This is a genomic window from Klebsiella sp. CN_Kp104 (genome assembly GCF_040064515.1).
Classification (GTDB): Bacteria; Pseudomonadota; Gammaproteobacteria; order Enterobacterales; family Enterobacteriaceae; genus Klebsiella; species Klebsiella aerogenes.
This window is the reverse complement of record NZ_JBEAII010000002.1, coordinates 582,436-601,984: the sequence shown is the minus strand read 5'-3', so window position 1 is coordinate 601,984 and position 19,549 is coordinate 582,436. Positions and strand designations below refer to the sequence as shown.

At 56.1% G+C, this 19,549-nt stretch carries 20 protein-coding genes and 1 pseudogene; 11 read left to right on the top strand and 10 right to left on the bottom strand.

The genetic code is table 11. The features are described from left to right. Positions 1-24: 24 nt before the first annotated feature. From fdnG to fdnI, 3 genes are read left to right on the top strand one after another with little or no spacing between them, the layout of a single operon-like run. Entirely contained in the window at positions 25-3,072 is a 3,048-nt protein-coding gene (gene fdnG / locus ABLU80_RS04885; protein WP_213198532.1) for a formate dehydrogenase-N subunit alpha, read from the top strand. Between the two features lie 11 nt (positions 3,073-3,083). Next, positions 3,084-3,968: a formate dehydrogenase subunit beta gene (fdxH, locus tag ABLU80_RS04880; protein ID WP_015366463.1), complete on the top strand. Its 885-nt coding sequence runs from the start codon at positions 3,084-3,086 to the stop codon at positions 3,966-3,968. Then, positions 3,961-4,617: a formate dehydrogenase-N subunit gamma gene (gene fdnI, locus ABLU80_RS04875; protein WP_032708142.1), complete on the top strand. Its 657-nt coding sequence runs from the start codon at positions 3,961-3,963 to the stop codon at positions 4,615-4,617. Before fdxH ends, fdnI begins: the two co-directional genes overlap by 8 nt. A 51-nt stretch (positions 4,618-4,668) precedes the next feature. Here fdnI and ABLU80_RS04870 read toward each other — a convergent pair. The 3 genes and pseudogenes from ABLU80_RS04870 to ppk2 form a co-directional block, all read right to left on the bottom strand. Further along, positions 4,669-4,994: pseudogene (locus ABLU80_RS04870) on the bottom strand (CcdB family protein). Then, on the bottom strand, positions 4,991-5,176 hold the full coding sequence (locus ABLU80_RS04865; protein ID WP_020078700.1) for a hypothetical protein: 186 nt from the start codon (positions 5,174-5,176) through the stop codon (positions 4,991-4,993). Before ABLU80_RS04865 ends, ABLU80_RS04870 begins: the two are co-directional and overlap by 4 nt. A 187-nt stretch (positions 5,177-5,363) precedes the next feature. Then, complete coding sequence (ppk2, locus tag ABLU80_RS04860; protein WP_348849776.1) at positions 5,364-6,182, bottom strand: polyphosphate kinase 2; 819 nt, start codon at positions 6,180-6,182, stop codon at positions 5,364-5,366. A gap of 194 nt (positions 6,183-6,376) precedes the next feature. Here ppk2 and ABLU80_RS04855 point away from each other — a divergent pair, with 194 nt between their 5' ends. After that, on the top strand, positions 6,377-6,685 hold the full coding sequence (locus ABLU80_RS04855; protein WP_015705516.1) for a monooxygenase: 309 nt from the start codon (positions 6,377-6,379) through the stop codon (positions 6,683-6,685). 13 nt (positions 6,686-6,698) lie between these two features. On the opposite strand, the gene ABLU80_RS04850 is transcribed toward ABLU80_RS04855, so the two are convergent. Continuing rightward, positions 6,699-6,884, bottom strand: a complete 186-nt coding sequence (locus ABLU80_RS04850) for a hypothetical protein (protein ID WP_015366470.1) — start codon at positions 6,882-6,884, stop codon at positions 6,699-6,701. A gap of 53 nt (positions 6,885-6,937) precedes the next feature. Then, complete coding sequence (locus tag ABLU80_RS04845) at positions 6,938-7,216, bottom strand: hypothetical protein (RefSeq protein WP_101743704.1); 279 nt, start codon at positions 7,214-7,216, stop codon at positions 6,938-6,940. A 276-nt stretch (positions 7,217-7,492) separates the two neighbouring features. Between ABLU80_RS04845 and ABLU80_RS04840 the strand changes: the two genes are divergently transcribed. The 7 genes from ABLU80_RS04840 to araJ all read left to right on the top strand — a co-directional run bounded on the left by ABLU80_RS04840 (position 7,493) and on the right by araJ (position 14,067). Further along, the gene (locus ABLU80_RS04840) at positions 7,493-7,624 is read left to right on the top strand and encodes a hypothetical protein (RefSeq protein ID WP_015366472.1); all 132 of its coding nucleotides are present in this window, start codon (positions 7,493-7,495) and stop codon (positions 7,622-7,624) included. Positions 7,625-7,777: 153 nt separating this feature from the next. After that, entirely contained in the window at positions 7,778-8,893 is a 1,116-nt protein-coding gene (locus ABLU80_RS04835; protein ID WP_032708138.1) for a branched-chain amino acid ABC transporter substrate-binding protein, read from the top strand. A gap of 111 nt (positions 8,894-9,004) precedes the next feature. Next, a complete protein-coding gene (locus ABLU80_RS04830; protein WP_015366475.1) occupies positions 9,005-9,919 on the top strand; it encodes a branched-chain amino acid ABC transporter permease in 915 nt (304 codons plus the stop codon). Between the two features lie 9 nt (positions 9,920-9,928). After that, the gene (gene livM / locus ABLU80_RS04825; protein WP_348849775.1) at positions 9,929-11,215 is read left to right on the top strand and encodes a high-affinity branched-chain amino acid ABC transporter permease LivM; all 1,287 of its coding nucleotides are present in this window, start codon (positions 9,929-9,931) and stop codon (positions 11,213-11,215) included. After that, positions 11,212-12,084 carry an ATP-binding cassette domain-containing protein gene (locus ABLU80_RS04820; RefSeq protein WP_020078705.1) on the top strand — a complete coding sequence of 291 codons (873 nt, stop codon included), beginning with the start codon at positions 11,212-11,214 and terminating at the stop codon, positions 12,082-12,084. The genes livM and ABLU80_RS04820 overlap by 4 nt, the downstream gene beginning before the upstream one ends. Beyond that, the gene (locus tag ABLU80_RS04815) at positions 12,084-12,800 is read left to right on the top strand and encodes an ABC transporter ATP-binding protein (RefSeq protein ID WP_348849774.1); all 717 of its coding nucleotides are present in this window, start codon (positions 12,084-12,086) and stop codon (positions 12,798-12,800) included. Before ABLU80_RS04820 ends, ABLU80_RS04815 begins: the two co-directional genes overlap by 1 nt. A gap of 85 nt (positions 12,801-12,885) precedes the next feature. Then, entirely contained in the window at positions 12,886-14,067 is a 1,182-nt protein-coding gene (gene araJ, locus ABLU80_RS04810; protein ID WP_015705512.1) for an MFS transporter AraJ, read from the top strand. Here the strand turns inward: araJ and ABLU80_RS04805 are convergent, their stop codons facing one another. From ABLU80_RS04805 to ABLU80_RS04785, 5 genes are read right to left on the bottom strand one after another with little or no spacing between them, the layout of a single operon-like run. Further along, complete coding sequence (locus ABLU80_RS04805) at positions 14,068-15,159, bottom strand: alkylhydroperoxidase domain protein (protein ID WP_348849773.1); 1,092 nt, start codon at positions 15,157-15,159, stop codon at positions 14,068-14,070. A gap of 9 nt (positions 15,160-15,168) precedes the next feature. Continuing rightward, on the bottom strand, positions 15,169-16,158 hold the full coding sequence (locus tag ABLU80_RS04800; RefSeq protein WP_348849772.1) for a putative FMN-dependent luciferase-like monooxygenase: 990 nt from the start codon (positions 16,156-16,158) through the stop codon (positions 15,169-15,171). After that, complete coding sequence (locus ABLU80_RS04795; RefSeq protein WP_348849771.1) at positions 16,155-17,756, bottom strand: ABC transporter ATP-binding protein; 1,602 nt, start codon at positions 17,754-17,756, stop codon at positions 16,155-16,157. Before ABLU80_RS04795 ends, ABLU80_RS04800 begins: the two co-directional genes overlap by 4 nt. Further along, positions 17,753-18,604 (bottom strand): ABC transporter permease, encoded by an 852-nt coding sequence (locus tag ABLU80_RS04790; protein WP_015705508.1) that lies wholly within the window; start codon positions 18,602-18,604, stop codon positions 17,753-17,755. The genes ABLU80_RS04795 and ABLU80_RS04790 overlap by 4 nt, the downstream gene beginning before the upstream one ends. Next, the gene (locus ABLU80_RS04785) at positions 18,601-19,545 is read right to left on the bottom strand and encodes an ABC transporter permease (RefSeq protein ID WP_348849770.1); all 945 of its coding nucleotides are present in this window, start codon (positions 19,543-19,545) and stop codon (positions 18,601-18,603) included. The genes ABLU80_RS04790 and ABLU80_RS04785 overlap by 4 nt, the downstream gene beginning before the upstream one ends. Positions 19,546-19,549: the final 4 nt, after the last annotated feature.

Here is a 19,549-nt window from a genome sequence, read left to right as displayed (position 1 = left end):
CAAACATCCTGCATGGAGGAATCAATGGACGTCAGCCGCAGAAAGTTTTTTAAAATCTGCGCAGGCGGTATGGCCGGAACAACAGCTGCTGCACTGGGCTTTGCCCCGAAAATGGCGCTGGCTCAGGCACGCAATTTCAAATTGCTGCGCGCAAAAGAGATCCGCAACACCTGCACTTACTGCTCCGTGGGCTGCGGGCTATTAATGTATAGCCTGGGCGACGGCGCGAAAAACGCCAAAGAAGCGATTTATCATATCGAAGGGGATCCGGATCATCCGGTAAGCCGCGGCGCCCTTTGCCCGAAAGGCGCCGGTCTGCTGGACTACGTCCACAGCGAAAACCGCCTGCGGTATCCGCAATACCGTGCTCCGGGCTCGGATAAATGGCAGCGCATCTCCTGGGATGAAGCTTTTAACCGCATCGCCAAATTGATGAAGGCCGACCGCGACGCCAACTTTATTGAAAAGAACGAGCAGGGCGTGACGGTTAACCGCTGGCTTTCCACCGGGATGCTGTGCGCCTCGGCGGCGAGTAATGAGACCGGCATGCTGACGCAAAAATTTGTGCGCTCACTCGGCATGCTGGCGGTAGACAACCAGGCGCGCGTCTGACACGGACCAACGGTAGCAAGTCTTGCTCCAACATTTGGTCGCGGTGCGATGACCAACCACTGGGTTGATATCAAAAACGCTAACGTCGTGATGGTGATGGGCGGCAACGCCGCGGAAGCGCATCCGGTGGGATTCCGCTGGGCGATGGAAGCGAAGAACAATAACGATGCCACGCTTATCGTCGTCGACCCACGCTTTACGCGTACCGCGTCGGTGGCCGATATCTATGCGCCGATTCGTTCCGGTACCGACATTACGTTCCTGTCGGGCGTGCTGCTGTACCTGATCGAAAATAATAAGATCAATGCCGAGTACGTTAAGCATTACACCAACGCCAGCCTGCTGGTGCGGGATGATTTTACCTTCGAAGATGGCCTGTTCAGCGGCTACGATGCGGAAAAGCGCCAGTATGATAAATCGTCCTGGAACTACCAGTTCGATGAAAATGGCTACGCGAAACGCGATGAAACGCTCAGCCATCCGCGCTGCGTGTGGAATCTGCTCAAGCAGCACGTTTCCCGCTACACGCCGGAAGTGGTCGAAAACATCTGCGGTACGCCGAAAGAAGACTTCCTCAAAGTGTGCGAGGTGCTGGCTTCAACCAGCGTCGCTGATCGCACCACCACCTTCCTGTATGCGCTGGGCTGGACGCAGCACACCGTCGGCGCGCAGAACATCCGCACCATGGCGATGATCCAGCTGCTGCTCGGCAACATGGGTATGGCAGGCGGCGGCGTCAACGCCCTGCGCGGACACTCCAATATTCAGGGTCTGACCGATTTGGGCCTGTTGTCGACCAGTCTGCCGGGTTATTTGACGCTGCCGTCAGATAAACAGAGCGATCTGCAAAGTTATCTTAGCGCCAACACGCCAAAAGCGACGCTGGCCGACCAGGTGAACTACTGGAGCAACTACCCGAAATTCTTCGTCAGCCTGATGAAATCGTTCTACGGCGATGCGGCGCAGAAAGAGAATGACTGGGGCTTCAACTGGTTGCCGAAATGGGATCAGGCCTACGACGTTATCAAGTACTTCAATATGATGGATAACGGCAACGTCACCGGCTATATCTGCCAGGGTTTCAATCCGGTAGCATCCTTCCCGGACAAAAACAAAGTGGTGCGTAGCCTCAGTAAGCTGAAATATATGGTGGTTATCGACCCTCTGGTGACCGAAACCTCCACCTTCTGGCAGAACCACGGCGAGTCTAATGATGTCGACCCGACCGCGATTCAGACCGAAGTCTTCCGTCTGCCGTCGACCTGCTTTGCCGAAGAGGATGGCTCGATCGCCAACTCCGGGCGCTGGCTGCAGTGGCACTGGAAAGGCCAGGACGCGCCGGGCGAAGCGCGCAACGATGGCGAAATTCTTGCCGGGATCTATCACCGTCTACGTGAGCTGTACCGTCGCGAAGGCGGTAAGGGCGCGGAACCGCTGCTGAACATGAGCTGGAGCTATAAGCAGCCAGATCATCCGGAATCGGAAGAAGTAGCAAAAGAGAACAACGGCTATGCGCTGGCGGATCTCTACGATGGTAATGGGGTGCTGCTGGCGAAAAAAGGAGAGTTGCTGAATAGCTTCGCGCTGCTGCGCGATGACGGCAGCACCGCGTCGTCCTGCTGGATCTACACCGGCTGCTGGACCGAGCAGGGTAACCAGATGGCGAATCGCGATAACGCCGATCCTTCGGGGCTTGGTAATACACTGGGATGGGCCTGGGCCTGGCCGCTCAATCGCCGCGTGCTGTATAACCGCGCTTCAGCCGACATTAATGGCAAGCCGTGGGATGCGAAGCGGATGCTGATCCAGTGGAACGGCAGTAAGTGGGTCGGTAATGATATTCCGGACTTCAATACCGCGCCGCCGGGGAGCAGCACCGGGCCGTTTATCATGCAGCAAGAGGGGCTTGGGCGCCTGTTTGCGCTCGATAAACTGGCGGAAGGGCCGTTCCCGGAACACTACGAGCCGATGGAAACGCCGCTTGGCACCAACCCGCTGCACCCCAATGTGGTCTCCAGCCCGGTGGTGCGTTTATACGAAGATGACGCCATTCGCTTAGGTAAGAAGGATAAGTTCCCGTATGTCGGTACTACCTATCGTCTGACCGAACACTTCCATACCTGGACCAAGCACGCGCTGCTCAATGCGATTGCGCAGCCGGAACAGTTTGTCGAAATCAGCGAAGGGCTGGCGAAAAGCAAAGGTATCGCTAATGGTGACTGGGTGAAAGTCAGCAGCAAGCGTGGCTTTATTCGCGCGGTTGCCGTAGTGACCCGTCGACTGCGCACGCTGAACGTCAACGGCCAGCAGGTAGAAACCGTCGGTATCCCGCTGCACTGGGGCTTTGAAGGTGTGGCGCGTAAAGGCTACATCGCCAACACCCTGACGCCTAACGTCGGCGATTCCAACTCGCAAACGCCGGAGTATAAGGCGTTTCTGGTCAACATTGAGAAAGCGTAAGGAGCGATTAAATGGCGATGGAAACACAAGACATTATTAAACGCTCCGCGACCAACCCGATAACTCCCGCGCCACGCGCGCGGGACTATAAGGCGGAAGTCGCCAAGCTTATCGATGTCTCCTCCTGCGTGGGTTGTAAAGCCTGCCAGGTGGCCTGTTCCGAGTGGAATGACATTCGCGATGAAGTGGGGCACTGCGTCGGCGTGTACGACAACCCGGCGGATCTCAGCGCTAAATCCTGGACGGTAATGCGCTTTAGCGAGACCGAACAGAACGGCAAGCTGGAATGGCTTATCCGCAAAGATGGCTGTATGCACTGCGAAGAGCCAGGCTGCCTGAAAGCCTGCCCGTCCGCCGGGGCGATTATTCAGTATGCCAACGGCATCGTCGATTTCCAGCAGGAAAACTGCATTGGTTGCGGCTACTGCATTGCCGGGTGTCCGTTTAATATTCCGCGCCTCAATAAAGAGGATAACCGGGTTTATAAATGCACGCTGTGTGTGGATAGGGTCAGCGTCGGTCAGGAACCGGCCTGCGTGAAAACCTGTCCTACCGGCGCAATCCACTTCGGCACGAAAAAAGAGATGCTGGAAGTGGCGCAGGAGCGGGTGGATAAGCTTAAAAAACGCGGTTATGCCAACGCCGGGATCTACAACCCGCAGGGCGTAGGCGGCACCCACGTGATGTACGTACTGCATCATGCCGACCAGCCGGAGCTGTATCACAAGCTGCCGAAAGCGCCGCAGATCGATACCAGTATCAATCTGTGGAAGGGGGCGCTGAAACCGCTGTCGGCGGCGGGCTTTATTGCCACCTTTGCCGGGCTGATTTACCACTACATCGGTATCGGGCCGAACAAGGAAGTTGATGACGATGAGGAGGAGCATGATGAATAAATCGAAAATGATAGTGCGCACCAAATTTATCGACCGCGCCTGTCACTGGACGGTGGTTATCTGTTTCTTCCTGGTGGCGCTGTCGGGGATTTCGTTTTTCTTCCCGACCCTACAATGGTTGACGGAAACCTTCGGCACACCGCAGATGGGGCGTATCCTGCACCCGTTTTTCGGGGTGCTGATTTTTGTCGCGCTGATGTTTATGTTTGTGCGTTTTGTCCACCACAATATCCCTGATAAACAGGATATCCCCTGGCTGAAAGGCATCGTGGAGGTTCTAAAAGGCAATGAACATAAGGTCGCGCGCGTCGGTAAATATAACGCCGGGCAGAAGATGATGTTCTGGACCATTATGAGCATGATTTTTGTGCTGCTGGTGACCGGGGTGATTATCTGGCGCCCATATTTTGCGGAATATTTCCCGATACCGGTTATTCGTTACAGCCTGCTGATACACGCCACTTCGGCGATTATCCTGATCCACGCGATCCTCATCCATATGTATATGGCATTCTGGGTCAAAGGGTCGATTAAGGGCATGATCGAAGGCAAGGTGAGCCGCCGTTGGGCGAAGAAACATCACCCGCGCTGGTATCGCGATGTCGAACGCCTGGAAGCGCAAAAAGAGAGCCGTGAGGGAATGAAGTAAGCCTTTACGGGGGAAACCCGCTCCGAAGATATTGGGGCGGGCTCCCGGCATTCAGCAGTTAGTGATAAGTGTATCGATTGAATCAATCACCCCCTGACGCGCACAACTCAGATACATACGAAATCCTGTGGCTGGATTCGTTTATTATTTAAATTACTGATCATCGGCGTACAAAGTAAAAAGCTGTCAAACTCTATATTTATCCTTGGGGCGACATGCTGATGTCAACGAGGTAACTGTCGCGCCCGCATTAAAGGAATAATGACTCTAGTGGCCAGGTCAGCATAGTAATCATTCTGCACTATCATATAATACGGCAGGGTGTTATTTGTTTGCGCAGAACAATTTCGATAGACATTGAATTGTTCAAGCATCATAGTACCCTGAAAAATTCATCATCTGTGAGAGTACCTGTTTTTGCAATAAATTCATTCATTGCGGCGATGAATTCCTTATGCTGTCGCTGCTTATCGGCTTCTCGTAAATCCTTTCCTGCCTGCGCTGACTCCTTCCGGGTTGGCACGTCAGTACATCTTTTACGTAGCGTATTACTTTTCATCGTAGGCTCCTTGCTGGTGGTTCAGTGATTATTCTCTTTACTCACTTAAAAATAAACCTCAGCAGTAATTTTAATATTTATTTTGCGAGGCGGATTCCAGCGCAACGCAACAGATGAAATATTAACGTTTATTGTAATAATCCTTTGCGCAGGGGTAATACTGCGCAAAGGTGATAAAGCTATTCATTCAAAATTTCTCAGGAATAAACCGGAAAGGAAAATGGGTCGGTTTCACTTTGCCAATTTTGCGTTTCGGTAAGGTAATGTGTTCCGTTGGCAGAGACTCGTAGGGGATCTGCGAAAGCAAATGGGTAATAATATTCAGGCGTACGCGTTTTTTATCTTCCGAACGGGCGACAAACCACGGCGCCCAGGCGGTATCGGTGGCGGCAAACATCGCATCGCGCGCTGTGGTGTAGTCATCCCAGCGGTTGAAGGATTTTATATCCATCGGCGATAGCTTCCAGATTTTGCGCCCATCATCGATACGGTCGCGCAGGCGCCGTTCTTGCTCCTGCGGCGTCACCTCCAGCCAGTATTTCAGTAAAATAATGCCGGAATCAACCATCCCTCTCTCCACCATTGGCGCGCCGTCGAGGAATTTTTGCACCTCCTCCTCGGTACAAAATCCCATCACCCGCTCAACGCCGGCCCGGTTGTACCAGCTGCGATCGAAAATCACTATCTCGCCGGCGGCGGGAAGATGTTTGATATAACGTTGAAAATAGAGCTGGCTGCGTTCGCGCTCGGTTGGCGCGGGCAGGGCGACGACGCGGAAAACCCGCGGGCTGACGCGTTCGGTTATCGCTTTGATGGTGCCGCCTTTGCCGGCGCCATCGCGACCCTCGAAGACGATGCATACCTTAAGCCCTTTATGCACGACCCACCGCTGTAGCTTGACCAACTCGACGTGCAGTTTACGCAATGCCTGCTGATATTCTTTCTCGCTTAACGGCTCCGTTTTGGCGGCTATGACGGGCGCAACGGCTTTCTTCTTGTTTCCCATGGCTGTCCTCATGCGTGGTGGCCTGAAAGGCAGGTCGCTGTTTAAAGTGTAATCAGAGCCAGGCAAAGCGGCGGAAAACTTCTCATCCAGTGGAGGGCGCAAGATAGCCATTAAGCGCATCAACTCACTGTTGATTAATGAGGAATCGGGTAGGATAGTCTCGTCAATTTACTAAAATCATTCAGGGAGAGAGTATGTCGAATAAACTTCTGCAAGTGCACTTTGCTTTTAGCGGACCGTTTGGCGATGAAATGTCGACGCAATTAGCCGAACTCGCGCAATCTATTAACCAGGAGCCCGGTTTTATCTGGAAGATCTGGACTGAGAATAGCGCCACGCAGGAAGCCGGCGGCATATATCTGTTCGAAGATGAACAGAGCGCGCAGGCTTATGCGAAAAAACACGCCGCACGCCTGCGGCAATTTGGCGTGCAGGAGATGTTCTACAAGATTTTCGACGTCAATTTACCACTCAGCCAGATTAACCACGGGCCGCTCAATTAATATGAGACCGTGGTTACATATAGCGCTCAAATTGCCATGCCGCCACGGCTTCGAGGATAAACAGCCCGGATACCACAACACCCGCCACGCGATGGCGGGAATAGAAAAGTATTCCCGCGACCACGGCTAACACCGGTAACGTAATGGGCCAGCAGGCGACAATAGTAATCCAGGCGATGATCAGATAATCCTTCATCATGGCGAATACTCCATGGTCAACGTTTATCGGCGCGAACAATGCGCCGGTATAAATCAGAATTCGACGACGCCGCCTTGTTCAATACGGTCAATATCATTGGTAACGGGGTTCACCTTTTCGTTGTAATAGGTGTAGGCGTTAACGTCGGGGGTCATCGTTAATGTTGGTTGTTCCGTTTTCGATTCAGGCGATTCTGTAGGTGGATTAGCGGCAAGGTCTGCCGGTTCCGGCGGCGTATAGTGTAACTGGTCGGCGAGACTCCCCGCCGCGAAGGCGCAGGCGTTAATAGAAAGCGCGCTGAAGGCAATAATAATTAATTTTTTTAAAGTCATGATTTTCATCCATGAGGCAAAACCCGCCACGGCGGCAGGTAAAAAAACAAGGCTTAAGATAATACGTAAAAGAAGTTAATGTTTCAAAGCGCAAACGCCATCTGGCAGCATAAAGTTGCTACTCCTCGGTAATTCTTTATGGTAGTTGCCTGTATTGCCGAGCATTCCCCATGCCCTCGTTATTAATTTCACATTAATGCAGCAAAATTTTCACTAGTTTTGATCATCTCCGCACTTTTGCACCAGCCCGGTGCGCAAGGTTGCTAAAGACGTTCTATGTTTAGCTCACTGTCGGTATGGACACCAGCGTTCCCGGCAGGCCACGTGACGGCAACAGACCTCCTGACCTGTAAAGACTGGCGCATCGCCGGGGTGGTACCGATTGCGGTCACGCTACGCGACTATTAGTAATCGATCTGGCGATACCTCTCTTCCTGGCGGGTTTTTTGCTTTATCTACCGAAGCCGCTACGGCTTATTCCAGCATTGGCACGTTACGCTGTAAGTGGTTTTTACTGCGCCAGTTTATGGCGTCTGTTCGATATCGCTGAGGACTATCCGAATGTCTTTAAAACTTAAAAAGTTGACTCTGCATTTTGCAATAGCAGGTTGTTTGAGCGCGGCATTTTATGCACAGGCGGATGTGAAGATTGGCGTGGCCGGCCCATTTACCGGGCCGAATGCGACCTATGGCGCCCAATACTGGAAAGGGGCATCGCAGGCGGCGGCGGATATTAATGCCGCCGGGGGAATTAAAGGCGAAAAAATTGTGCTGGTGCAGGGCGATGATGCCTGTGAACCCAAGCAGGCAGTGGCGGTGGCTAACCGCCTGGTTGATGATTCCGGCGTCTCGGCGGTGGTGGGCCATTTCTGCTCTTCCTCGACGATGCCCGCCTCCGAGGTCTATGACGAAGCCGGGATCCTGACCATCACGCCGGGCTCCACCAATCCGCAGATCACCGAACGCGGAATGAAAGATATGTTCCGCATGTGCGGGCGCGATGACCAGCAAGGGGTGATTGCCGCCAACTACATGCTGGATGTGCTGAAGGCGAAGAAGATCGCCGTCATTCACGATAAAGATACCTACGGTCAGGGCTTAGCCGATGCGACGCGCGCGGCGCTCGCGAAACGCGGGACGAAAGAGGTGTTGTATGAAGGCTTATCCCGTGGGGAAAAAGATTTCAATGCCCTGGTAACCAAAATCGGCGCCCTGAAACCGGATGTGGTTTATTTTGGCGGCTGTCATCCGGAAGCCGGCCCGCTGGTGCGCCAGATGCGCGAGCAGGGCGTCCAGGCTAAGTTCTTCTCCGGCGACTGCGTGGTGACCGAAGAGTTGGTTACCGCCGCGGGCGGGCCGCAGTTTACTAATGGTGTGTTAATGACCTTCGGTAAGGATCCGCGCACCATTCCAGAAGGTAAAGCGGTGATCGACAAATTCCGCGCCAGCGGTTTTGAACCGGAGGGCTATACCCTTTACGCCTATGCTTCCATTCAGGCTATCGCCGCCGCCTATAACGCCGCCGGTACCGATAATGCCAAAGCCAGCGAATGGCTGAAAAACCACAGCGTCGATACCGTGATGGGGAAAAAGGACTGGGATGGCAAAGGCGACCTGAAAGTATCGGATTACGTGGTTTATCAATGGGATGATAAAGGCAAATATCATCAGCTGTAACCCGGGATTGTAGTGCGCATAACGCCCTCATCAGAGGGGCGTCGTACCACCGTAAGCAGCAGACGTTAAGGCCTCTGCGTCTGCTGCACCTTGACTGGCAGGATGGTTCCTATGGCGGCATTCTTTCTGCAACAACTGATCAATGGCTTAACACTTGGCGCGGTATATGGGCTTATCGCCATTGGCTACACCATGGTTTATGGCATCATCGGTATGATTAACTTCGCCCACGGCGAGGTATATATGGTCTCAGCCTACCTGTGCGCTATCGGGCTGGCGCTGCTGGCCTACTTCGGTATTCACTCTTTCCCGCTGCTTATTTTCGGCACGCTGGTGTTTACGATTATCGTCACCGGGGTGTACGGCTGGGCCATCGAACGCATTGCTTATCGGCCGCTACGTAACTCAACGCGTCTGGCGCCGCTGATTTCGGCTATTGGCATGTCGCTGATTTTACAAAACTACGTCCAACTGAGTCAGGGCCCAAATCAACAGGGGATCCCGACGTTGATGCACGGCGTACTGCGGCTTACGGTAGGAGATGGCGTGGTGCAAATCACCTGGACCAAAATCTTCATCCTGCTCGCCGCCTTTATCGGCATGGTGGTGCTGAGCTGGATAATCAACCACACGCAGTTAGGTCGGGTTTGCCGCGCGACCCAGCAGGATCGGCGAATGGCGGCCATTCTCGGCATTAACACCGATCGGGTGATCTCGCTGGTGTTTATGATTGGCGCCGCCATGGCGGGCCTCGCCGGGGTGCTGGTGACCATGAATTACGGCACGTTTGATTTTTATATCGGCTTCATTATCGGCATTAAGGCCTTCACCGCAGCGGTACTGGGTGGGATAGGTTCGCTGCCGGGGGCGATGCTTGGCGGCCTGCTGTTGGGCGTCGCCGAGGCGCAGTTCGCCGGGTTAGTGAACTCGGATTATAAGGATGTCTTCTCGTTCGCATTGCTGGTGGCTATCCTGATTTTCCGTCCGCAGGGGCTTCTGGGCCGTCCTGTGGTGGCCAAGGTCTAAGGGGGACATATGACCGATATTTCCCGTTTAGACGGCATCGACGTCAAACGAAGCGTTATCGATAGCGTATTGGCCGGTTTATGCGCGCTGATAGTCTTTGGCCCGATCGTGGGGATCGTGCTGAAGGGGTACAGTTTTACGCTTTCCCCGCAGCGCGTCTTCGTGCTGGTGGCGGTGGTGATGGCGGGGCGGCTGTTGCTCAGCCTGCTTTTGCAAACCCGCGGCGGGAAGCGGTTTATCGGACGTTTTGAAGGCAACGATCAGGGGGTATTTGTCCGTCCCCCCGGCTATCGTAGTCGGCTGCGTTTTGTTCTGCCGCTGCTGGTGATTGCGGCTATCGCTTTCCCGTTAATGGCCAGTAAGTATCTGCTTACCGTGGCGATCCTCGGGCTTATCTACGTCCTGCTGGGGCTGGGATTAAACATCGTGGTGGGTCTCGCGGGGTTACTTGATTTGGGGTACGTCGCCTTTTACGCCATTGGCGCCTATGGCCTGGCGCTTGGCTATCAATACCTTGGCTTAGGTTTCTGGGCAATGCTGCCGCTGGGGGCGGTGATGGCGGCGCTGGCAGGAGCATTATTGGGTTTTCCGGTATTACGAATGCATGGCGACTACCTGGCTATTGTTACCCTCGGATTCGGCGAGATCATCCGTCTGGTGCTCAACAACTGGGTAAGTTTCACCGGCGGCCCCAACGGCGTTTCGGTGCCGTCGCCAACGCTTTTCGGCCTCGAGTTTGCCCGGCGAGCCAAAGAGGGCGGCACCCCGATTCATGAATTTCTGCATATCGCCTACAACCCCAACCTTAAATTTATTTTTATCTATGCCGTGTTATTTATCGTGGTACTGATGGTGCTGCTGATAAAACACCGCCTGACCAGAATGCCGATTGGCCGGGCCTGGGAGGCGCTGCGGGAAGATGAAATCGCCTGCCGGGCGATGGGGCTGAATCACGTGCTAGTTAAGCTGTCCGCGTTTATGCTTGGCGCGTCGACAGCCGGCATCGCCGGGGTCTTTTTCGCGACTTATCAGGGGTTCGTCAACCCGACGTCGTTCACTTTTTTCGAATCGGCGCTGATTCTCGCCATCGTGGTATTAGGCGGCATGGGCTCGACATTGGGTGTGGTGCTGGCGGCTTTCGTGCTGACGGTCACGCCGGAGTTACTGCGCGGCTTTGACGAATACCGGGTTTTGCTCTTTGGCGTGCTGATGGTCCTGATGATGATCTGGCGACCGCGCGGGCTGGTGCGCACCGGGCGTACCGGGGTGGAAATCCGCAAAGGAGTCGCGCCATGAGCGATGCAATATTGCAGGTCGAGCATCTGATGATGCATTTTGGCGGGATTAAAGCGCTGAATGATGTCAACCTTGAGGTTGAACGCGGATCGATTACCGCCCTGATTGGCCCGAACGGCGCGGGGAAGACCACGGTGTTCAATTGCCTGACCGGGTTTTACCGCGCCAGCGGCGGCACCATTCGGCTTAATGCCCGGCAACGAATGACCGATGTGATTCAGGTTCTCGGGCAGAAACTGCATGCCGATGATTTTTTCCATCCCGCGCGTCTGGGACGGCGGATGTACTACAAAATGTTCGGCGGCGCGCATCTGGTCAACCGCGCCGGGCTGGCGCGTACCTTCCAGAATATCCGCCTGTTTCGCGAAATGACGGTGATTGAAAATCTGATGGTGGCCCAGCATATGCAGGTTAACCGCCATCTGATCGCCGGGATCCTGAATACCCGCGGCTATCGCCAGGCGGAGAACCGCGCAGTAGAGCGGGCCTTTTACTGGCTGGAAGTGGTGGAGATGGTTGATTGCGCCAATCGACTGGCGGGAACGCTCTCTTATGGTCAGCAGCGGCGGCTGGAGATCGCCCGCGCGATGTGTACCGGGCCGGAAATACTGTGTCTTGACGAACCCGCAGCCGGACTCAATCCGGCGGAAACGCGTGCCCTGAGCCGGATTATTCGTTTTCTGCGTGAACATCATGGCGTCAGCGTACTGTTGATAGAACACGATATGAGCATGGTGATGGAAATCTCCGATCGCGTGATCGTGCTCGACCACGGCGATGTTATTGCTCATGGCACTCCGGCCGAGATCCAGGCCAACCTGAGTGTTATCGCCGCATACCTGGGTACCGATGAACAGGAGATCGCCTGATGAGCCAACCGTTGCTGGAATTTCGCGAGGTGAACGTCTATTACGGGCAAATCCAGGCGCTGAAGTCGGTATCGCTAATGGTTAATGAAGGCGAAACGGTGGCGTTAATCGGCGCTAACGGCGCCGGAAAATCCACGCTGCTGATGTCGATTTTCGGCCAGCCGCGGATTACCGATGGCAGTATTATCTATCGCGGACATGATATCAGCCGCCAGTCGACGCACTATATCGCCGCCAATGGTATTGCTCAGGCGCCGGAAGGACGGCGTATTTTTGCCGATATGACGGTGGAAGAAAACCTGTTGATGGGCACTATTCCCATAGGTAATCGTTATCAGAATGAAGATAAAGCGCGGATGTATCAGCTGTTTCCACGGCTGGAAGAGCGTCGCGCGCAACGGGCGATGACGCTCTCCGGCGGCGAGCAGCAAATGCTGGCAATCGCCCGCGCGCTGATGAGCCGGCCAAAGCTATTGCTATTAGACGAACCGAGCCTGGGTCTGGCGCCGCTGGTGGTGAAGCAGATCTTCAGCGTTTTGCGCGAGTTGACGGCCCAGGGCATGACGCTGCTGCTGGTGGAACAAAATGCGCACCACGCGCTGAAACTGGCTAACCGCGCGTATGTGCTGGTCAACGGCGAAATACGTCTGAGCGGTAGCGGCGCAGAGTTGCTGGATAACCCGGAGGTGAGAAATGCTTACCTGGGGATGAGTTAAGTTTTCGTCGGTCTTAAGAGGGAGAAAACAGAGTGTGAAATCGGTTACACTAGCGTCGTGAACGCACATTAAAGTGACCGAATAGATGAAGAAAACGATTTTTTCCTTAGCGCTGGGGACCTTTGGCCTCGGAATGGCGGAGTTCGGCATCATGGGGGTATTGCCGGAAATCGCCCATGATGTCGGCATTACCATCCCCGCGGCCGGCAACATGATCTCGTGGTACGCCTTTGGCGTGGTGTTTGGCGCGCCTGTCATGGCGTTGTTTTCCAGCCGTTTTTCGCTGAAATCAGTGATGCTGTTTCTGGTGGCGCTGTGTGTGGCAGGCAACGCGTTGTTTACCTTCTCCTCAAGTTATCCCATGCTGGCGCTCGGGCGCTTTATTTCCGGTTTTCCTCACGGCGCTTATTTTGGCGTCGGAGCGATTATCTTGTCGAAAATCGCCTCGCCGGGCAGGGTTACCGCGGCGGTCGCCGGGATGATAGCGGGTATGACGGTGGCAAACCTGCTTGGCGTACCGGCGGGCACCTGGCTTGGCCATCAGTTCAACTGGCGTTATACCTTCACGGCCATCGCGCTATTTGATGTGCTGGTGCTTTTGGCGATACTGCGCTGGGTGCCAACGCTGTATGACAAATCCACCACCCGGCTCAGCGAACAATTCCATTTCCTTAAATCCCCGGCGCCATGGTTTATTTTCGCCGCCACGATGTTCGGCAATGCTGGCGTTTTTGCCTGGTTTAGCTATATCAAGCCCTTCATGATAAATGTCTCCGGCTTTAGCGAGTCGGCGATGATGTTCATTATGATGCTGGTCGGATTGGGGATGGTTTTAGGTAATCTCTTTAGCGGCAGGATCTCTGGGCGTTACAGTCCGCTGCGTATTGCGGCGATGACCAACGGCGTCATTGTTGCGGTGTTACTGCTCATCTTTGCCTTTGGCATACAGCCGCTGGCTTCGCTGGTGCTGGCGTTTATCTGCTGCGCCGGGCTTTTCGCGCTCGCCGCGCCGCTGCAAATATTACTGTTACAAAATGCCAGAGGCGGCGAAATGCTCGGGGCGGCGGGCGGTCAGATAGCGTTTAACCTCGGCAGCGCGATAGGCGCCTACTGCGGCGGGATGATGATTACCTTTGGCGCGGGTTGGCGTTCGGTCGCGCTGCCGGCGGCAGCGCTGTCGTTCCTGGCGATGAGCTCGTTGCTGCTGTATGCGCGATACCAGCGGCGGGTAACGCGTCATCGCGTTACCCAGGCAGAGCAGGCCTGATTAATCCCGCCACGGTTCGCCAAGGGTTAGCATCAGGCGGTTAGCCCAGGCGAAGAATGCCGTCGATTGCAGCAGGTCCAGCTGTTCGACGATATCCAGACCCTGCTGCTCCAGCGCGCTGAGATGCGCTGGGGTTATCGCGGGCGGGGTAACGGAAAGCGCGGCGGCGGCGTCAATCTCCGCCTGCCAGCGTGGCCCTTGGCCATCGCTGAGATTCTCCCCAGGCGTTACCGCCAGCAGGGTCTCCACCGCTCGCTCATCTTTTGCCAGCTGCGCCGCCTTGCGCGCGTGTACCGACGCGCAGTAGATGCAGCCGTTGATTTTACTCGCCACCGTGGCCGCCAGTTCACGCTCGGCGCGCGGCAGGCCGCCCGGCGTATAGAAAATCCCTTTATCGGTCAGCGTGCGCTGTTCAAGCACCGGCTGATTGCGCGCCAGTAAGCGAAAGTAGGGGGAATCACTGTGGCCGAACTGCGCCAGCAGCGCCTGCTCGGCGGCGTTAAATTCAGCGAGAGGCTTATCGGCAATCCACGGTTCCCAGTGTAATTCATCACGAGTAAACGCCACCGGCGCAGGTTTACCGCTAGCCGTCCGGGGATGAGTGTGCCAGTAGCCGGCAACCACCGGGGTCTCAGCTGCGGAAATTGGTTTGCCATTTAACAATCGTAATCCGCTCAGCAATCGGCTTTGAAAACTGACAAACGCAACAAGCTGCGCCAGCGTCACAATACCTCGCAGGCTCCAGCCCGCCTCGCTCAGCGTTTGCAGCGCCGCGGGCGTCGCTTCCACCGGGGTGAAGGTCAACAGGCGGGCAAACCCCAGCGCAGCGGCAAGCCGTGGGGTTGTCGGGTCGGCAATACCGAAACCGGCGTAATGCGCCGCCAGCGCGTCTGCCTGATGAAGTCTGGCCACTTTTGCGGCGACGGCGAACCGTTCTTCGAGCGGAAAATCCTCATCCTGTTGGCTAAATAGCACCTCGTAACTTCCCTGGGCGTGGCGGGTCGCAGCCTCGCGCAAAGCGCGGGCCTTGCCCAGCGCTGAATCGGCGGCGATCTCCGCCAGTTCAGCCAAAATATCCTGACTTAAGCTCATAGCGACTCCTTATCTGAATTGCGGGGCAATGTGTTTAGCGATGAGTTCGATAGAACGCAGCGTGTCCTGATGCGATGGCTCCACCGAATGGACCTGAAACGAAATGTCAGTCACCCGGGCTAGCACGCTGTCTTTAGCCAGCGATGCAAGCACATGTGGCGCATCACCAATGTGGGCATCCAACTGGCGAGCGTAATCCGTGACGGTGTCACCAATAATCTCATGGCCGGCGGCGCGATGGGCTGCCGCCTGTTTACTTAATCCCGGCTCTGCGGCCTGTAGCGCGTACCCCTGACTGTCGGCAATAAACGCGGTGCGGGAAGCCAGAATTCTCGGCGCCACGCCGGCTGGTAGCGCGGCGAGGTAGGTGTCGATAATCGGGTTCTGAATCGCATCCAGCGGCAGCTCGCTTTGACCTGGCGGACGCGGCTGTGTGCGCGATAGCATCAACCCGTGGCCGGATTTCGCGGCCCGAATAGCGCCTTCAATCGAAAAGGTGGCGATCCAAATTCGCTCCGCCAGCTGCGGCGCGGGCGGATAAAGGTGATTGTCAGGATGAGCCAACGTATCGCCGCGCCAGGCGCTTTCAATCAAATGCAGATGATCGGCGAAGACCGCGCCGCGCTGTTCGCAGGCCAGGCCAAAAGGGAGAAAAGAGGTTGGCGTTCCGCCGGAACCAAAACCCACTTCCAGGCGACCCTCTGCGAGTAAATCCAGTACTGCCGCATCTTCTGCGACACGTAGCGGGTTCTCCATCGGCAGCGTAATGATGGCGGTACCGAGTCGGATCCGTTGCGTATGGGCCGCCGCGTAGGCAAGAAACACCAGCGGCGACGGTAAACCGCCTTCATTTTCATGAAAATGGTGTTGCGCCACCCAGGCGCTATCAAAGCCCAGCCGTTCCGCATGGCGGATCTGCTCCGTCGCCAGTCGATAGCGCTCTTGCGGCGTGGCGTGGTCGAGTAAGCGGGTAAAAAACCCCAGGCGTTTAGGCGTCATGCAACCTCCGTGCTCGGTGCGTGATAATGAGGAATGGCGGCGAGCAGCTCGCGGGTATAGTCGTGCTGCGGCGCGGCGAACAACTGCTTAACCTCGCCCTGTTCGATGACTTGCCCGGTGCGTAGCACCGTCACGCTATGGGCGATGCGGCGTACCGTCGCCAGATCGTGGGTGATAAACAGATAGCTCAACCCGAGCTGTTGCTGTAATTGCAGCAACAGGGCGAGAATTTGCGCCTGCACCGTGACATCCAGCGCTGAGGTGGCCTCATCGAGCACCAGAATCGTGGGGTCGAGGATCAATGCCCTGGCGATAGCGATCCGCTGTCGCTGGCCGCCGGAGAGCTCACGAGCGGTTCGGTAGAGTAGCTCCGGCGCCAGCGCGACGCGGGCGGCGACAGACTCTACCCGTTGACGGCGAGCTTCTTTGGACAGGCGCTGAAAATTCTTCAGCGGCTCTTCGATAATGTCGAACAGGGTTTGGCGAGGGTCGAGTGAGGCGAAAGGGTTTTGATAAACAAACTGAATTTTGCGCCGCAGCTGGCGCTGGGCCTCGCGGCTCAATTGTCCGCTGACAATACCGTCGATGGTCACCTGTCCGCTATCGGCCTGCTCAAAACCCAGCAAGATACGGGCGAGGGTGGTTTTTCCTGAACCCGATTCACCGACCAGCGCATGGGTACTGCCACGCGGTAAAATAAAGCTTACGTTATCCAGCGCCTGGAGATGGCTGCCCCCTAACGCAAAGCGTTTGCTCACGCCTTCAACCCGAATTGCCGGCGTAACAAACGGGCGAATCGTGGTGGTTAAGTGCAGGTTCTGTCCCTGCAGATCGCACAGCAACTGGCGGGTATAGCCGTGCTGCGGGGTGCGAATAACATCACCCGTATTGCCCTGTTCCTGAATTTCACCGTGACGAAAAACCACCAGCCGGTCGGCACGCTGCGCCGCCAGCGCGAGGTCATGGGTGACAAATAGCACCGCGGTGCCGGATTCACGGCGCAAATGTTCGAGCAGATCGAGGATTCTTTTTTGTACCGTCACGTCGAGCGCGCTGGTCGGCTCATCGGCAATAATCAAATCCGGCTTCAGGGCGATGGCAATGGCGATCAGCACCCGCTGCTTCATACCGCCAGAGAGCTGGTGCGGATACTGGTCGAAACGCTGCTCTGGATGGCTTAAGCCGACTTTTTCCAGCAGGGCGATAACCTGCTGTCGACGCTCGGTTTTACTGCTTTTTTGATGCAGGCGGAGTATTTCGCCGACCTGCGCGCCAATGGTTTGCACCGGGTTCAGCGAGTTGCCGGGATCCTGCGGCACCAGGCTGATTCTGGCCCCTCGCAGGTTATCCAGCCGTTTGCCTGACCAGCGGCTAATCTCTTCACCGTTGAGACGAACCGTCCCGGCATCGAGGCGGGCGTTTTCCGCCAGCAGACCGATAATCGCCTGGGCGGTGGTGGTTTTTCCCGAACCGGATTCGCCGACGAACGCCAGCATCTCGCCGCGTTTAATCGTAAAACTGACCCGGTGAACCACTTCGCGCCACAACCCGCCAGAGCGGTAGCTGATGGTGAGGTTTTCTACGCTAAGCACGTTCATCGGCGCTCCCTGTTGAGTTGTTGGCTGATACGATTGGCTGCCAGTACCACGGCAATGACCGCGATCCCGGGGAAAGTGGTGAGCCACCAGGCGGTGGAAAGATAGTTGCGCCCCTCGGCGATAAGTAATCCCCATTCCGGCACCGGCGGCGGAGTGCCGTAGCCGAGAAAACTCAGGGTTGAGAGGGCGAGAATAGCCTGGCCAAATTGAAGGGTGGCGAAAGCCAGCACCGGCGAAAGCGCGTTAGGCAGAATATGCCGCCAGAACACGGCCAAAAAGGTTCCCCCGCTACCATAGGCTGCTTCGACATAGTCGCTGTGACGAATGCGTACGACTTCGGCGCGCGACAGTCGAGCGAAACTGGCGATCGCGGCAACGCCGACCGCCATGGCGGCGTTCAGAGTGCCAAAACCAAGCAGTATGATTACCGTTAGCGAAAGCAGGAGCGAAGGAATCGCCAGCAGAATATCGACAATCCGCATGACGACCGCTTCGACCCGCCCGCCCAGCGCGCCGGCAACGGTGCCCAACGCCGTACCGACAACCAGGCCCATGGCGACGGCGGCCAGGGCCGCGGAAAGCGAATGCCCTGCGCCGTAGACGATGCGGCTCCACACATCGCGACCGAGTTGGTCGGTACCTAACCAGTGTCCCGCCTGCGGCGCCAGACGTTGGGCGCCAGCGATGCCGTCGAGTGGATTAAACTCGGTGAACCATTGCGGCGCGAAAGCCATTAGTACCGCAACCGTCATTACCAACCATGCCAGCCACAGCCCCGGCTGCAAGGAAAAACGGCGCCAGTTGACCGGACGGCGTCGCACCGCCGAGGCGTAATCGACCAGACTCATAGCGCACCTCCGCGCAGGGGTTTTAAGCGCGGGTCGAGCATCGGCATCAGCAGATCGACCAGCAGATTGATGACGACGAAGCCCAGCGCTGAAATCATCACCACGGCCTGAAGAATGGCAATATCCTGATTATTCACCGCCTGCTGCGTCAGTTGGCCGAGCCCGCTGCGGCCAAAAACGGTTTCGGTAATTAAGGCCCCGGCGATCAGCTCTCCCAACAGCAGGCCGGCAATGTTTAATGTCGGCAACAGAGCATTGCCGGTGACATGCCGCCATAACACCCGTGTTTCGCTCATTCCCTTGGCGCGAGCAACGGCGACGAAGGGTTGTAAGGCGATGTGATCCATGGTGCGTAACAGAATTTGTGCCAGCGGTGCGGAAATCGGTATCGCCACCGCGATAACCGGCAGCACCAGCCCTTGTAGTGGTCCGGGATTGATAACCGGGACCCAATGCAACTGAAATGAAAAGATCTGGATTAAGGCGATGCCGAGCCAGAAGGTCGGCAGTGAGATAAACAGCACCGGCAGCGACTGTAGCAGATTACTGATACCGCGTAGCCCCGGCAAACGCGAAGCGGTAGCGATCGCAAAGGCCAGCAGAACCGCCAGCACGAAGGCCGGCAACGCCAGCGCCAGCGTGTCGGGTAAATTGCTGGCAATCAGGGAACTAACAGGCAGTCCAGCCTGCAGTGAATAGCCGAAATCCCCCTGCAGCATGGCTAACAAGGTGTGGAAATATTGCTGCCACAGCGGGCTGTCAGCACCGTAGACCACACGCATTTCGGCGATCTGTTGCGGGCTCAGCCCCAGGTCGGGGTTCTGAAACTTAATCAAAATCGCGTCGCCGGGCAGTACCTGCAGTAGAAAAAAGGTCAGGGTGAAGGCCGCCCACAGTACCAGCACGCCTTGTGCCAACCGTCGCCAAAGATAGTGGCTCATGCCC

What these genes read in the sequence shown, in the direction of transcription:
- fdxH (WP_015366463.1), top strand. Translation starts at nt 3,084, where the DNA reads ATGGCGATGGAAACACAAGACATTATTAAACGCTCCGCGACCAACCCG.
- fdnI (WP_032708142.1), top strand. Translation starts at nt 3,961, where the DNA reads ATGAATAAATCGAAAATGATAGTGCGCACCAAATTTATCGACCGCGCC.
- ABLU80_RS04865 (WP_020078700.1), bottom strand. Translation starts at nt 5,176, where the DNA reads ATGAAAAGTAATACGCTACGTAAAAGATGTACTGACGTGCCAACCCGG.
- ppk2 (WP_348849776.1), bottom strand. Translation starts at nt 6,182, where the DNA reads ATGGGAAACAAGAAGAAAGCCGTTGCGCCCGTCATAGCCGCCAAAACG.
- ABLU80_RS04855 (WP_015705516.1), top strand. Translation starts at nt 6,377, where the DNA reads ATGTCGAATAAACTTCTGCAAGTGCACTTTGCTTTTAGCGGACCGTTT.
- ABLU80_RS04850 (WP_015366470.1), bottom strand. Translation starts at nt 6,884, where the DNA reads ATGATGAAGGATTATCTGATCATCGCCTGGATTACTATTGTCGCCTGC.
- ABLU80_RS04845 (WP_101743704.1), bottom strand. Translation starts at nt 7,216, where the DNA reads ATGACTTTAAAAAAATTAATTATTATTGCCTTCAGCGCGCTTTCTATT.
- ABLU80_RS04840 (WP_015366472.1), top strand. Translation starts at nt 7,493, where the DNA reads ATGTTTAGCTCACTGTCGGTATGGACACCAGCGTTCCCGGCAGGCCAC.
- ABLU80_RS04835 (WP_032708138.1), top strand. Translation starts at nt 7,778, where the DNA reads ATGTCTTTAAAACTTAAAAAGTTGACTCTGCATTTTGCAATAGCAGGT.
- ABLU80_RS04830 (WP_015366475.1), top strand. Translation starts at nt 9,005, where the DNA reads ATGGCGGCATTCTTTCTGCAACAACTGATCAATGGCTTAACACTTGGC.
- livM (WP_348849775.1), top strand. Translation starts at nt 9,929, where the DNA reads ATGACCGATATTTCCCGTTTAGACGGCATCGACGTCAAACGAAGCGTT.
- ABLU80_RS04820 (WP_020078705.1), top strand. Translation starts at nt 11,212, where the DNA reads ATGAGCGATGCAATATTGCAGGTCGAGCATCTGATGATGCATTTTGGC.
- ABLU80_RS04815 (WP_348849774.1), top strand. Translation starts at nt 12,084, where the DNA reads ATGAGCCAACCGTTGCTGGAATTTCGCGAGGTGAACGTCTATTACGGG.
- araJ (WP_015705512.1), top strand. Translation starts at nt 12,886, where the DNA reads ATGAAGAAAACGATTTTTTCCTTAGCGCTGGGGACCTTTGGCCTCGGA.
- ABLU80_RS04805 (WP_348849773.1), bottom strand. Translation starts at nt 15,159, where the DNA reads ATGAGCTTAAGTCAGGATATTTTGGCTGAACTGGCGGAGATCGCCGCC.
- ABLU80_RS04800 (WP_348849772.1), bottom strand. Translation starts at nt 16,158, where the DNA reads ATGACGCCTAAACGCCTGGGGTTTTTTACCCGCTTACTCGACCACGCC.
- ABLU80_RS04795 (WP_348849771.1), bottom strand. Translation starts at nt 17,756, where the DNA reads ATGAACGTGCTTAGCGTAGAAAACCTCACCATCAGCTACCGCTCTGGC.
- ABLU80_RS04790 (WP_015705508.1), bottom strand. Translation starts at nt 18,604, where the DNA reads ATGAGTCTGGTCGATTACGCCTCGGCGGTGCGACGCCGTCCGGTCAAC.
- ABLU80_RS04785 (WP_348849770.1), bottom strand. Translation starts at nt 19,545, where the DNA reads ATGAGCCACTATCTTTGGCGACGGTTGGCACAAGGCGTGCTGGTACTG.